At 73.6% G+C, this 11,663-nt stretch carries 13 protein-coding genes; 5 read left to right on the top strand and 8 right to left on the bottom strand.

Annotated elements, in window-relative coordinates; translation table 11 throughout:
- Positions 1-4: 4 nt before the first annotated feature.
- Complete coding sequence (locus HD597_RS23530; protein WP_253744853.1) at positions 5-610, bottom strand: TetR/AcrR family transcriptional regulator; 606 nt, start codon at positions 608-610, stop codon at positions 5-7.
- A 69-nt stretch (positions 611-679) separates the two neighbouring features.
- Between HD597_RS23530 and HD597_RS23525 the strand changes: the two genes are divergently transcribed.
- Genes HD597_RS23525 through HD597_RS23515 form a run of 3 tightly spaced genes read left to right on the top strand, consistent with a single transcriptional unit; the run spans position 680 to position 3,766 of the window.
- Positions 680-1,435, top strand: coding sequence for an ABC transporter ATP-binding protein (locus HD597_RS23525; RefSeq protein WP_372513389.1), 756 nt, complete (start codon positions 680-682; stop codon positions 1,433-1,435).
- Positions 1,432-3,087, top strand: coding sequence for a hypothetical protein (locus HD597_RS23520; RefSeq protein ID WP_253744851.1), 1,656 nt, complete (start codon positions 1,432-1,434; stop codon positions 3,085-3,087). The genes HD597_RS23525 and HD597_RS23520 overlap by 4 nt, the downstream gene beginning before the upstream one ends.
- A gap of 34 nt (positions 3,088-3,121) precedes the next feature.
- Positions 3,122-3,766: a maltokinase N-terminal cap-like domain-containing protein gene (locus HD597_RS23515; RefSeq protein ID WP_253744850.1), complete on the top strand. Its 645-nt coding sequence runs from the start codon at positions 3,122-3,124 to the stop codon at positions 3,764-3,766.
- 119 nt (positions 3,767-3,885) lie between these two features.
- Here HD597_RS23515 and HD597_RS23510 read toward each other — a convergent pair whose 3' ends face one another.
- Positions 3,886-4,458 (bottom strand): TetR/AcrR family transcriptional regulator, encoded by a 573-nt coding sequence (locus tag HD597_RS23510; RefSeq protein ID WP_253744849.1) that lies wholly within the window; start codon positions 4,456-4,458, stop codon positions 3,886-3,888.
- 65 nt (positions 4,459-4,523) lie between these two features.
- On the opposite strand from HD597_RS23510, the gene HD597_RS23505 reads away from it, so the two are divergent.
- Positions 4,524-5,555 (top strand): FAD-dependent oxidoreductase, encoded by a 1,032-nt coding sequence (locus tag HD597_RS23505; RefSeq protein WP_253744848.1) that lies wholly within the window; start codon positions 4,524-4,526, stop codon positions 5,553-5,555.
- A 115-nt stretch (positions 5,556-5,670) separates the two neighbouring features.
- Here HD597_RS23505 and HD597_RS23500 read toward each other — a convergent pair whose 3' ends face one another.
- The 5 genes from HD597_RS23500 to HD597_RS23480 all read right to left on the bottom strand — a co-directional run bounded on the left by HD597_RS23500 (position 5,671) and on the right by HD597_RS23480 (position 10,226).
- Positions 5,671-6,879: a L,D-transpeptidase gene (locus HD597_RS23500; protein WP_253744847.1), complete on the bottom strand. Its 1,209-nt coding sequence runs from the start codon at positions 6,877-6,879 to the stop codon at positions 5,671-5,673.
- Positions 6,880-6,982: 103 nt separating this feature from the next.
- The gene (locus HD597_RS23495) at positions 6,983-7,618 is read right to left on the bottom strand and encodes a response regulator (RefSeq protein WP_253744846.1); all 636 of its coding nucleotides are present in this window, start codon (positions 7,616-7,618) and stop codon (positions 6,983-6,985) included.
- Positions 7,619-7,621: 3 nt separating this feature from the next.
- Entirely contained in the window at positions 7,622-8,791 is a 1,170-nt protein-coding gene (locus HD597_RS23490) for a sensor histidine kinase (RefSeq protein WP_253744845.1), read from the bottom strand.
- Entirely contained in the window at positions 8,785-9,510 is a 726-nt protein-coding gene (locus HD597_RS23485) for an ABC transporter permease (protein ID WP_253744844.1), read from the bottom strand. The genes HD597_RS23490 and HD597_RS23485 overlap by 7 nt, the downstream gene beginning before the upstream one ends.
- On the bottom strand, positions 9,507-10,226 hold the full coding sequence (locus HD597_RS23480) for an ABC transporter ATP-binding protein (RefSeq protein ID WP_253744843.1): 720 nt from the start codon (positions 10,224-10,226) through the stop codon (positions 9,507-9,509). The genes HD597_RS23485 and HD597_RS23480 overlap by 4 nt, the downstream gene beginning before the upstream one ends.
- Positions 10,227-10,331: 105 nt before the next feature.
- Between HD597_RS23480 and HD597_RS23475 the strand changes: the two genes are divergently transcribed.
- The gene (locus tag HD597_RS23475; protein ID WP_253744842.1) at positions 10,332-11,135 is read left to right on the top strand and encodes an SDR family NAD(P)-dependent oxidoreductase; all 804 of its coding nucleotides are present in this window, start codon (positions 10,332-10,334) and stop codon (positions 11,133-11,135) included.
- Here HD597_RS23475 and HD597_RS23470 read toward each other — a convergent pair whose 3' ends face one another.
- Positions 11,136-11,636, bottom strand: a complete 501-nt coding sequence (locus HD597_RS23470; RefSeq protein WP_253744841.1) for a hypothetical protein — start codon at positions 11,634-11,636, stop codon at positions 11,136-11,138.
- Positions 11,637-11,663: the final 27 nt, after the last annotated feature.

Raw genomic sequence — 11,663 nt, 5'->3', positions numbered from 1 at the left:
CGGATCAGGCGGATGCGGGGGCGTCCGCGGGCCCGCGCGGGCCCATCCCGGCGAACAGGGCATCGAGCACCCGGTCGACGTAGTCGCGGGTCAGCGGCTCCTGGCTGATCAGGAACCTGAAGTACAGCGGGCCGGACAGGATGCTCATCGCCAGGTCGAGATCGAAGCCGGGCGCCACCTGCCCCTGCTCCTGCGCCGCCCTGAGCCGGGCGACGGTCTTGTCCGTCTGCGGCCGGATGAAGCGTTCGCCGAGGCCGGCGGCTACCGCGGGATCGTGCTGGGCCTCGCCCACCAGGGCCTGGTAGAGCGGACCCCACTGCGGGCCGGTCAGCAGGTCCACCGCTGCGTAGATCTGCCGGCGCAGGTCGGCCATGACGTCGCCGGTGTCGGGGTAGTCGAGGGCGGGCTCGTTCAGCGACAGGAGCGAATCGAGGAACAGCAGGCCCTTGGAGGGCCAGCGGCGGTAGATCGTGTGCTTGCCGACGCCGGCGCGGGCCGCGACCGCCTCGATGCTGAGCTTGGCGTAGCCGGTCTCCTGGGCGAGGGCGAGCGTGGTCCGCATGATCATGTCGGTGCGCGCGGCGGCCCGTGCTTCACGGTTGTCTGGCACGGCACCACTTTAGCGGCACGGCACGTGCCGTATTGACACTTCCGGCGATATCTGCCCAGAATGACCGCCGTGTTCGATCTCTCCGTGCCTGCCATCGAGGTGGCGGACCTCACCCAGCGCTTCGGCTCCGTGCTCGCCGTCGACCGGCTCGGCCTGAGCATTCCAGCGGGGATGTTCTACGGCATCGTCGGCCCCAACGGCGCCGGCAAGACCACCACGTTGACGGCGATCTGCGGGCTGCGCGATCCGACGTCCGGCTCCATCAGGATCGCCGGCCACGACCTGCGTACCCAGAGGGAGGCCGCGCTGGCCCAGCTCGGCGTCATGATGGACGGGCTTTCGCTGCCCGAGCGGCTGACCGCCACCGAGGTCCTGCGCTACAGCGCCGGGCTGCGCGGGCTCGGCGACGGCTGGCGGGCCAGGGCCCGTGACCTGCTGGAGGTCCTGGGGCTCGACGCGGTCCCGCGCACGCTGATCGTGGAGTACTCCACCGGCATGCGCAAGAAGATCAACCTGGCGCTGGCGATGCTGCACCGCCCCCGGGTGCTGGTGCTGGACGAGCCGTTCGAGGCGATCGACCCGGTCTCGGCCCACTCCATCGAGCAGGTGCTCAAGCAGTACGTCGACGCCGGCGGCACCGTGCTGCTGTCCAGCCACATCATGGACTTCGTCGAGCGCAACTGCCGCCGGGTGGCGGTCGTGGCCGGCGGGCGGGTGGTGGCCGAGGGGCCGGTCGAGGAGGTGGCGGCCGGGGCGACGCTGCACGAGCGGTTCGTCGAGCTGGTGGGCGCCGACCCGGTGCGGCCGCTGGAGTGGCTGGCATGACCCGCACCCTGTTCGCGCTCAAGCTGCGCCTGTTCCGCAACGGCCCGCACAACGAGCGCGGCTTCAGCCTGGTGGCCGGGCTGGTGCTGGCCGCCCTGGTGGTCGCCGGTGCGTTCCTGGCCGGCCGCGGCGCGATCCACGAGGGCTGGATCGTGGCCGCGATCACCGTGTGGGGCGGCATGTGGCTGTTCGGGCCGCTGGCCCAGCCCCGGCACGACCCGTCCGTCATCTCGCGCGAATGGCTGCGCGGCTACCCGATCCCGTCGTGGCGGCTGGCGCGGGCCCTGTCATGGACGGAGCTGCTCGGCGTCGGCCCGCTGATCACGCTGGCGTGCCTGTCGTCCCTCATGGTGCTGGCCGCGCCCGGCGGCCCGGCGGCCGTCGCGGTGGCCGTGGCCGCGGTGCCGGCGCAGCTGTACCTGCTCATCTGGGCGGGCAAGACGACCGCGGCGCTGGCGGGCCGGCTGCTGCAGACCAGGGCCGGGATGACGCTGGCCTCCGTGCAGACCGCGATCATGCTCGCGCTGTCGTTCGCCGGCTGGGTGCCGATCGCGGCCTGGCTGCTGCCGCGCCTCGGCGAGGGGGACACCGCCCTGGTCGTGCCCACGCTGGGGCGGCTGCCCGAGCCGGTGATCGGCGTGCTCGCCGCCCTGCCCACCGGCTGGGGGTACGGCGCGGTGGCCGCCGCCCGCGACGGGGCGCACCCCGGTGCGATCCTGCTGCCGCTCGCGGCGTTGCTGGCCGTGGGCGCCGGATCGCAGGCGGTGTGGATCGCGCTGACGGCGCGCGCCCTGCGCCGGGCGCCTCGCCGGGCGAGCCCGCGACTGTCCGCCGGGTCACGCGGCGGGACGGCTGTGCCGTTCGCGGCCCCGCGACGGCCCGCCGGGGCACGAGGCGGGACGGCTGTGCCGTTCGCCACCCCGCAGGTGTCCGCGGTCGTCGCCCGGGAGCTGGCCACCTGGCTGCGGGATCCGGCGCGCGGCGTGGAGCTGCGCACCGCCTGGCTGACGCCGCTGCTGATGGCGGCCATCATCGCGTTCACCGGCTGGAGCTGGGCGGTGCCCCTGGTGGGGCCCGCGGCCGCCGTGTTCGGCGCGATGGCCGCGATCAACACCTATGCCCTGGACGGCACGGCCCTGTGGCAGCTCCTCACCACTCCGGGCGCGCTCAAGGCCGATGTGCGCGGGCGCATGGCGGCCTGGGCGCTGCTGTTCGGCCTGCCGTCCGTCGTGCTGGCCGCCGGGTTGCAGCTCGCGACCGGCTCACCCGTGGGGCAGGCCGCCATCGGCGGCGCCGTCGCCGCGGCCGCCACCGGATGCGCCACGGCGCCGCTGCTCGCGCTCCTCATGCCGGCCGTGGGCGCCGACGCCCGCGCCCGCGTCCACCCCGGCCAGCAGGCGGGCGATCCGACCGGCGGCCAGATGACGATCTTCCCGGTGACCCTGCTGGCCGCGGTCCTGCCCGGCGTCGCCGGCGGTCCGTGGTGGGTGAGCGCCCTCGTCGCCGTCCTCCTGGCCGCCGCCGTCCTGTACGCGATCCCCGGGCTGGCCGTGCGCCTGCTCAGGCAGCGCGGCACCGCCCTGCTCGACGCGATGGCCGCGGGTGACGCCGGCGTCCTGCGAGCGTCCGTGCGGGCGGATGCGAAGATGTGAAGATCGTACGCGCTCAAGGGGGAGAACCTTCGGCATGGCCGTCATCCACCACACTGTCCTCAAGCCGACCAAGCTGGAGCTGCTCACCTCCTGGCTCCCGTCCCGGCCGTGGTACCACGGCGGCGCGGGTGGCCCGGAGCTGGCCAAGGCCGGCGGCTTCCGGCTCGACGACCCCGCGGGCGAGGTCGGGATGGAGTTCCTGATCGTCAGCGACACCTCCGGCGCCGAGCCGACGTCCTACCTGGTGCCGCTCACCTACCGGGGCGCTCCGCTCGACGGGGCGGAGCACGCCCTCGTCGGCACCATGGAGCACGGCGTGCTGGGGCGGCGCTGGGCCTACGACGGCTGCCACGACCCGGTGCTGCTCGCCGAGCTGGCCGGTCTGATCGGGGGCCGTGTCCAGGCCCAGGACCAGAGCACCAGCGACACCCCCGACCGGGACGTCACCCGCTCCTGTGCCGGGGCCGGGCCGGCGGGGTTCTCCGCCGCCGTCGACGACCGCGAGGGCACCGAACTGCCCGCGCCTGGCGGTGCCGCCCTGCGGCTGCACCGGGTCCTGACGCCCGCCGGAGATGGCGAGCCGGCCCTCCCGGCGGGAGCCGCCGGGCACCTCGCGGGCTCCTGGGGGCTGCCGGACGGCACCCGCGCACGGGGGCTGTTCGCGGTCCTGCGCTCCTGAGGCGCGCCCCTCTCACGACGCGGCATGCGGCCCGGCCACGGCAGGTTCCTCCAGCGCCGTCCGGGCCGCACGCCGTCGCCCTGGAGCCCATGGCCCGCGCGGCACGGTGAGGTGGCGGGTCAGCCGGGCGTGCCGTACACCGACTCCAGGAGGTCGTGGGCGAAGCGCTCGAGGTCGTCGAGCCCCGCGGCGGCCAGCGTGCCGGAGCCGCCCGCCAGCAGGTGCGGGATCGCCGCGTGCAGCGCCAGCGTCACGGCGGCGGCGCGCTGCCGGGTGACGGGCAGCCCGGCCGACCGCTGGGCCTGCTCGAAGGCCGCGAAGTCGGCGGCCGCGATCGTGTCCACGAGGGGCGCCAGCCACGGCGACCGGGACGCCTCCGCCTGCAACTCCAGGTAGGCCAGCATCCGGTTGCGCCCCGGCCCCGCCACGTCCGACAGCAGCGCGGCCATCATGCCCGCCAGCCCCTCCCGCCCGAGCGGCGCCGGCGCGGGAATCTCCCGGTAGAGCTCCACGCACCGCTCGGCGATCGCCCGCAGCAGCGCCTGCCGCGTGGGGAAGTAGTTCTTCGCCGTGCCCGGCGGCACGCCGGCGGCGCCGTCCACCGCGCGGTGCGTCAGCCCGCGCCCGCCCTGCTCGGCCAGCACCTCGATCGCCGCGTCACGCAGCCGGTCACGCCTGTCCGGATTCCCCACGCTCGCCATCGTACCCTGGATGTGGTACCACAGTTGTGGTGGCTGGTTCGTGGACGGAGGACGACATGACGGGTTCGGCGGCAGTGGTGGGTGCGGGTGTGGGCGGGCTGGCGACGGCCATCGGGCTGCGCCGCGCCGGCTGGCGGGTGACGGTCCTGGACCGGCGGGAAACCCTGGAGCGCTACGGCACGGCGTTCGGCATCCACCCCACCGCGCAGGCCGCGCTCGACCGGCTCGGCGTCGGCGAGGCGTTCCGCGCGCGGGCGCTGCCGTACCGGGACGGGCTGATCCGCAGCCCGAGCGGCGCGGTGCTGGCGCGGCTGCCGCTGGAGCGCATCGAGCGCCGGGCCGGCCGCCCCGAGCTGCTGATCTCGCGGCCGTACCTGCTCGACGCGCTGATCGCGGCACTCGACGTGCCGGTCCGCTACGGGCACGACGTCACGGACGTCGCCGCGCTGGCGGCCGAGCACGACCTGGTGGTGGGCGCCGACGGCATCAACAGCGCGGTGCGCGCAGCCGCGTTCGGCGGGCGCAGCCGCCCCCGCCACGTCGGCACCGTCACCTGGATCGGCATCGCCGGCTTCGAGACCGGCGTGTACGGCGAGACGTGGGGCCGCGGCCGGTTCTTCGGCATGACCCCGATCGAGCCGGGCCGCACCAACTGGTACGCCGCCGTCCCCGAGGCCACCACCGCCACGGAGCTGCGCGAGCTGTTCACCGGCTGGCACGACCCGATCCCGCGCATCCTGTCCGCCACCGACCCCGGCTCCTGGATCCGCTACGAGATGCGCCACCTGTACCCGGCGCTGCCCGCGTTCGTCCACGGCGGCAGGACGGCCCTGGTCGGCGACGCCGCCCACGCCATGACCCCGAACCTCGGCCAGGGCGCCTGCACCGCGATCCTCGACGCCGAGGCGCTCACCAGGGCCGTCGCCGCCCGCGGCCGGGACGGCCTGCCGGCGGCCCTGCGCGCGTACGACGCCGAGCGCCGCCGCGACGCCCAGCGCGTCGCCTTCGGCTCGCGCGCCCTGCACCGCGTCATGAGCACGCGCCACGCCCGGCTGCGCGACTCGCTGGTGCGCCTCATCCCGGCGTGACGCGCCCCGGCGCGAGAAACGCCCGTCGCCCGCCCGGCGCCCGGGTGTCCGCGCCTCACGGCCGCAGCCTTCCAGACGCCGCGGGCTTGTCCGCTCCTGACGCCGGGGCGGACGCTCAGGCGTCGGTCGAGGTGCCGAGGGCGCTGCCCGCCAGCCACTCCTGCCACGACTTGGCCCAGGGCGTCGGCCCGTTGCCGAACCTGAGCCGGCGCGAGGTCCCCGTGACCTCGATGATGTCGCCCCGCCGGGTGAAGTTGTAGAACCAGCGGGCGTTGTCCATGCTGGCGTTCACGCATCCGTGGCTGACGTTGCGGCGGCCCTGCGCGCCCGTCGACCACGGCGCGGCGTGGAAGAACATGCCGCTGTAGGTCATCCGGACGTTCCACTTGGTGTGATGCAGGTACTCGCCCGGCATGCCGACGGTGGCCGAGTCCATGAGGAAGTCGGCCGCCTTCTCCTGGGCGATCATGGTGCCGGAGTAGCTCTCGAAGCCCCGCTTGCCCAGGCTGACCGGGATGGTCCTGACGACCTCGCCGTTCTTGCGCACGACCGCCCGATGGGCCTTGTTGCGGATCGTGGTGATGTGCTCCTGGCCGACGCTGAACGTCACCGTACGATCCTTGGCGCCCCACAGGTTCTGCCCGATCCGCAGTCCGGCCAGATGGGCGACCACCGTGACCCGCTGGCCGGCGGGCCAGTACTCGCGCGGCCGGAACTGCACCTCCCGGTCGCTCACCCAGCTCCAGGCGCCCTCGACCGGCTTGGACATCTCGACGGTGAGCGACCGCTCGACCGCGGCCCGGTCCTGCTGCCCGGTCACCGGCTTCGACAGCAGGAGCTGGATCGGCATGCCGACGCCGACCTTCTCGCCGTTCAGCGGCGACATGCCGGTCTCCAGCACCTGCCTCGGCTTGAGCGTGGTGAACGCGGCCCGCCTCGTGACCACCTGTCTGCCGTCCGCGCCGGTGGCCTGCGCCCGCACCGTGTACTCCGTGGACGGCTTCAGCGGCCACCTGGGCCGCCACGTACCGTCGGCGCCCAGGGTCCCGCTGACCTTGTGCCCCTTGGCGTCGGCGACGACCAGCGCGGTGACCTTGCCGTCGGTGACCCTGACGCCGATCCCGATGTCCGGCGGGACCCTCTTCGCGCCGTCGACCGGCGTGATCGTCAGCTTGGGCGGCAGTGCGGGCATCTGCTGCTTCGCCGGGGGGCTGGTGGAGGGGGCCGAGGCGCATCCGGCGGCCAGGAGCAGCCCCACGGCGCAGCCGCTGATGAGAATGGTGCCGGTGTTCCGCATCGCCGATGTCTCCACTTCTCCCGACATGTGGGCATTTTTCTGATCGAGTAGCCCCTCTTCGGGACGAGAAGTGTTATGCCCGTCACTGTGAGTAATCATGCGGAGATTTCCGTGCGGGTGAGTGGCCGCGTCAGCCTCGGGAGGACGGCTTGAGCAGGCCGCTCTCGTACGCCGCCGCGACCGCCGCCGCCCGGTCCTTCACCTCCAGCTTGGCGAAGACGTGCAGCAGATGCGTCTTCACCGTCGCCTCCGTGATGAACAACCTCGCGGCGATCTCCCGGTTGGTCGCCCCCCTGGCGATGAGGGCCAGCACCTCCTCCTCCCGGGGGCTCAACGCCCGGCGCGGGGCCTGGCGCGCCTTCTGGCTCAGGACGCCGGCCACCGTGGGCGACAGGACCGTCTCGCCGCGGGCCGCGGCCACCACCGCCCGCCGCAGCTCGTCGCGCGGAGTGTCCTTGAGCACGTAGCCGGTGGCCCCCTGCTCGATCGCGGGCAGCACGTCGGCGTCGTCGTCGAACGTGGTCACGACCAGCACCCGCACGCCGGGCTGCCGCTCGCGCAGGTGGCGGATCACCTCGACCCCGCCCATCCCCGGCATGCGCAGGTCGAGGAGCACCACGTCGGGGCCGGTGCGCAGGGCCACCGCCAGCGCCTCGGGGCCGTCGGCCGCCTCGCCCACCACCTCGAAGTCGCCGGTCTCGAAGATCCCGCGCAGGCCGTCGCGGACGATCGGATGGTCGTCCACGATGATCAGGCGAATCGGCATGGCTCACGACCTCGCGGCGGCGGGGATGGCGGGAACGGTGGCGGAGATCCCGGTGCCCTGACCGGGGGCGGTCTCGATCTCGAAGCTGCCGGCCAGCCGGATCACGCGCTGGCGCATCCCGACGAGCCCGAAGCCGCTCGACCGCCCCGGCTCGTGGACGAAGCCGGCCCCGTCGTCGCGTACGTCCAGGGCGACCACGTCGTCCATGTACGACAACGTCAGGACCACCCGGCCGGCCGAGGCGTGCCTGGCCACGTTGGCCAGCGCCTCCTGCGCCACCCGTAACAGCGTCGTCTCCACCTCGGCGTGCAACGGCCGGGCGTCTCCGGTGACGGACACGGTGGCGGGCACGCCCGAGACCCGCGACCACCGCCCGGCCACCCCGCTCAGGGCGGCGGCGAACCCCGGCGTCCCCTCCAGCGGCACGGGGCGCAGCGCGTGCACCGAGCGGCGCGCCTCGGCCAGGCTCTCCCTGGCCAGACCCCGTACGGTCGCCAGCCGCTCACCGGCCCCCGGCACGTCGCCGAGGGCTTCGAGCTGGGTGAGGATCGCGGTCAGGCCCTGCGCGATGGTGTCGTGGATCTCCCTGGCCATCCGCTGGCGCTCGCCGAGCACGCCGGCCTCGCGGGCCTGGGTCAGGAGCTGGGCCTGGAGACCGGCGTTCTCCTCCGCCAGCGCTGCCAATTCGGCGGTGGTGCGCCTGAGCCGCTCGTTCTGCTCGGAGACGGTCTGGAAGACCAGGCCGGCCATGCAGGAGATCAGCACGCCCACGACGAAGGAGGCGAGCAGTTCCACGGGGGGCCGGCCGTCGGCGGGACGGGCGGCGACGAGCACGCCGACCGTCACCGCCACCCCGGCGTACGCCCACAGGCCCGGCAGCAGGGCGAAGCACTGCAGGAACGTCCCCACACCTGTCACCGTGAACACCGTGTCGATCCTGACCAGCGCCGCGATCGCGGCGAGCAGCACGGCGAAGTAGACGATCACCACCCAGCGCCGGGCGGCCCAGGCGGGGTGCGCGGTCACGACCAGCCAGTGCCAGGCCGCTGCGAACAGCGCCAGGGCCAGCACCTCCGGCCGCCACTCGCGCAGCAGGGAGAAGAGCGCGGGCAGCAGGACGAGCAGGTACGGCAGCGCCGCCAGGGCCCGCTCCCAGCGCTGGGGCGTCACCATCGGTACGCCCTCAGCGCGACGCCGCCCGCCACCACCGCGATCGCGACCATGATCCCCAGCGTAGCCGCCGAGGCGGGAGCGCCCGCCCAGCCGTCGCGCATCGCCTGGACCGCGGGCGCCATCGGCATGAGGTCACCGATCGCGCGCATGGAGCCCGACATCGTCTCGCGCGGGATCACGGCCCCCGACAGGAACACCATGGGGAAGAACAGCCCGAGCCCGATCACGGTCGCCGCCCGCCCGGTGGGCACGAGCGCGCCCAGCAGGAGGCCGATGGCGCCCAGGCTCAGCGCACCGAGCAGCCATGCCAGGAGCACGCCGGCCGGGCTCGCGGGCGCCGCCAGCCCGTACCCCAGGAAGCCGGTGAGCACGATCAGCGCCGTGCCCGCCACCGCCAGCAGCATGTGGGCGATCCACTGCGCGCCGAACAACATCCCGGGCGCGGCCGGGGTGGCGCGCAGCCGCCTCAGCACGCCGCGCTCCCTGTATCCGGCCAGCGTGGCGGGCAGGACCACCAGGGTGGCCAGCCCGATGACGAAGGCGGCCAGCATGGGGACGGTGGCGTCCACCAGCGGCACCCCGCTGGACAGCGGCTTGTTCCCGCCGCGCAGCTTGACCCACAACATGATCAGCGGGAAGGCCAGCGCGAAGAAGGCCGACATGGGGTCGCGCAGGCCCAGCTTGAGCTCGACGGCGACGACGTTACCGAAGCCCTTCATGCCCGGTCCCTTCCGGTGAGAGTGAAGTAGGCGTCCTCAAGGGAGGCCGCGCCCGCCCGGCCGATCAGCTCGCGGGGAGTGCCCTCCGCGGTCACGCGGCCGGCGTCGATGATCGCGACGCGGTCGCAGAGCGCTTCCGCCTCGTCCATGAAGTGCGTGACCATGACGACCGTCACGCCGCGGTCGCGCATGGCCCTGACGAGACCCCAGGTGGTCCGGCGGGCGTCGGGGTCCAGCCCTGTGGTCAGCTCGTCGAGCAGGACCACCTCGGGGTCGCCCACCAGGGCCAGGGCGATGAACAGCCGCTGCTTCCACCCGCCGGACAACGCCGCGAACCGGCTGCCCTTCCTGCCGGTCAGGCCCCATTCGTCCATGAGCGCCCGCCAGTCGGCGGGCTCGTCGTAGAAGGAGGCGTACATGCGCAGCGCCTCGCCGACCTTGATCCCGTCGGGCAGCGCCGCCACCTGCAGTTGCGTGCCGATGCGCTGCTGGAGCGCGCGCCGGTCGCCGCCGTGCGGGTCCAGGCCCAGCACCCGTACGGTGCCGCCGTCGGGACGCCGCAGCCCCGACACGCACTCGACGACCGACGTCTTGCCCGCGCCGTTGGGCCCGGCCAGCCCGAAGATCTCGCCGCGTCCCACCGTGAGCGAGACGCCGTCCACGGCCAGGCGGCCCTGGTAGCTCTTGCGCAGGTCGTTGATCTCGATGACTGTCATGCATCGAGGATCTTCGGCGCGGGCCTGCCCCGATATCCACCGATCGGATGACCCCCCGCCCCTCATGGGGTGGGTAGTAACGGGCAGAGACGGAAGGTGGCGGACATGGGGGACGTGTGGGGCACGGCCGTGGTGACGGGCGCCTCCTCGGGGATCGGGGCGCGGTACGCGGCGCGGCTGGCCGGGCTCGGCTGGGACACGGTGCTGGTCGCCCGGCGGGCCGATCGGCTGGAGGACCTGGCGCGGCGGTTGCGCGAGCAGACGGGGACGGCCGTCGAGACCCTGGTGGCGGACCTGTCCGTACCCGCTGATCTGGCGCGGGTGGCCGAGCGGGCGGCGGCGCGGGATGTCGGCTTCCTGCTCAACAACGCGGGCATCAACGGCTTCGGGCCGTTCGGGGCACTCGACCCCTCCCTCATGGCCAAGGTCCTCGACCTCAACGTCGTCGCCCTCACCGTGCTGACCAGGGCCGCCCTGCCCGGCATGGTGCGGCGGGGGCGCGGCGCCGTGGTCAACGTGGCCTCGCTGCTGGCCTTCGCCGGCTCCCTGCCACCGGGGCCGCTGCCGCAGCGCGCCGTCTACGCCGGCACCAAGGGGTACGTGCTCACCTTCACCCGCACGCTCGCGGCGGAGCTGGCCGGCGGCCCGCCGCGCCTGCAGGCGTTGTGCCCGGGGCTGACCGCCACCGAGTTCCACCTGACCAGCGGGGCGGAGCCGGTGCCGGGCCGGGAGCCGGCGGTGCATCGGGAGGGCGGAATGCCGGTGGAGGAGGTCGTGGACGCCTCGCTCGCCGCTCTGGACGCGGGCGAGGTGGTGTGCGTGCCCGGGCTCCGGGGCGACCCCGGCCGGATCGAGGAGCTCGTCGCGGCGGAGCTGGCCCTGCGGGCGGCGGCGCAGCCTGCGAGGTGATCAGGAGGGCGGCTCCTGCCGGTCTTCGGCGGGCTGTCGAGGAGGCACCCACCATTGCTCGCCCTCGAAGGCTTTCTCCGGCTTCTGGGAAGAGGCAGGAAAGATGCTGCTCTTGCTGTCCTGGCGTCCGATTCGGGTAGCGATGAGGGCTACGTCATCGGAAGAGTAGATGGTGCGCGTGCCCGAAATGGATAAACCAGTAGCGGTTGCCAGGGTCTTGAGCCGATAGGGCTCAGGGCGGATGAATTCTCTGCTGTATGCGACTATCAGCCTGATCTGACGCTGAATATCCTCTTTTTGGATCTTCAGCTCGTTGAGCCGCGCGAGGACGGGGTCGTCCAGCTCCGAGGCGCGCGCTGACATCAGGAGCTCGCCGGTGAGGGTGTGACGCTGCTTCCATGCCAGCTTGAGGCGCTCACCGAACTGGTCGTTGCTCTCGTCCCGCTCCCGCTGGGGGAGGGGGATGAGGAGCTTGGCGAGCTCTCTTGCGATCTCTTTCATGAACTGCAGTTTGCGGCGGGGGGAGCG

It is taken from the genome of Nonomuraea thailandensis (genome assembly GCF_024172165.1).
GTDB lineage: Bacteria > Actinomycetota > Actinomycetes > Streptosporangiales > Streptosporangiaceae > Nonomuraea > Nonomuraea thailandensis.
The sequence above is the reverse complement of the archived record's forward strand: the minus strand, read 5'-3'. Positions and strand labels throughout refer to the sequence as shown.

Bases quoted from the DNA above. Each gene is read 5' to 3' on its own strand.
- HD597_RS23520 (WP_253744851.1), top strand. From the start codon at position 1,432: ATGACCCGCACCCTGTTCGCGCTCAAGCTGCGCCTGTTCCGCAACGGC.
- HD597_RS23490 (WP_253744845.1), bottom strand. From the start codon at position 8,791: ATGGTGACGCCCCAGCGCTGGGAGCGGGCCCTGGCGGCGCTGCCGTAC.
- HD597_RS23500 (WP_253744847.1), bottom strand. From the start codon at position 6,879: ATGTCGGGAGAAGTGGAGACATCGGCGATGCGGAACACCGGCACCATT.
- HD597_RS23495 (WP_253744846.1), bottom strand. From the start codon at position 7,618: ATGCCGATTCGCCTGATCATCGTGGACGACCATCCGATCGTCCGCGAC.
- HD597_RS23480 (WP_253744843.1), bottom strand. From the start codon at position 10,226: ATGACAGTCATCGAGATCAACGACCTGCGCAAGAGCTACCAGGGCCGC.
- HD597_RS23470 (WP_253744841.1), bottom strand. From the start codon at position 11,636: ATGAAAGAGATCGCAAGAGAGCTCGCCAAGCTCCTCATCCCCCTCCCC.
- HD597_RS23515 (WP_253744850.1), top strand. From the start codon at position 3,122: ATGGCCGTCATCCACCACACTGTCCTCAAGCCGACCAAGCTGGAGCTG.
- HD597_RS23485 (WP_253744844.1), bottom strand. From the start codon at position 9,510: ATGAAGGGCTTCGGTAACGTCGTCGCCGTCGAGCTCAAGCTGGGCCTG.
- HD597_RS23505 (WP_253744848.1), top strand. From the start codon at position 4,524: ATGACGGGTTCGGCGGCAGTGGTGGGTGCGGGTGTGGGCGGGCTGGCG.
- HD597_RS23475 (WP_253744842.1), top strand. From the start codon at position 10,332: ATGGGGGACGTGTGGGGCACGGCCGTGGTGACGGGCGCCTCCTCGGGG.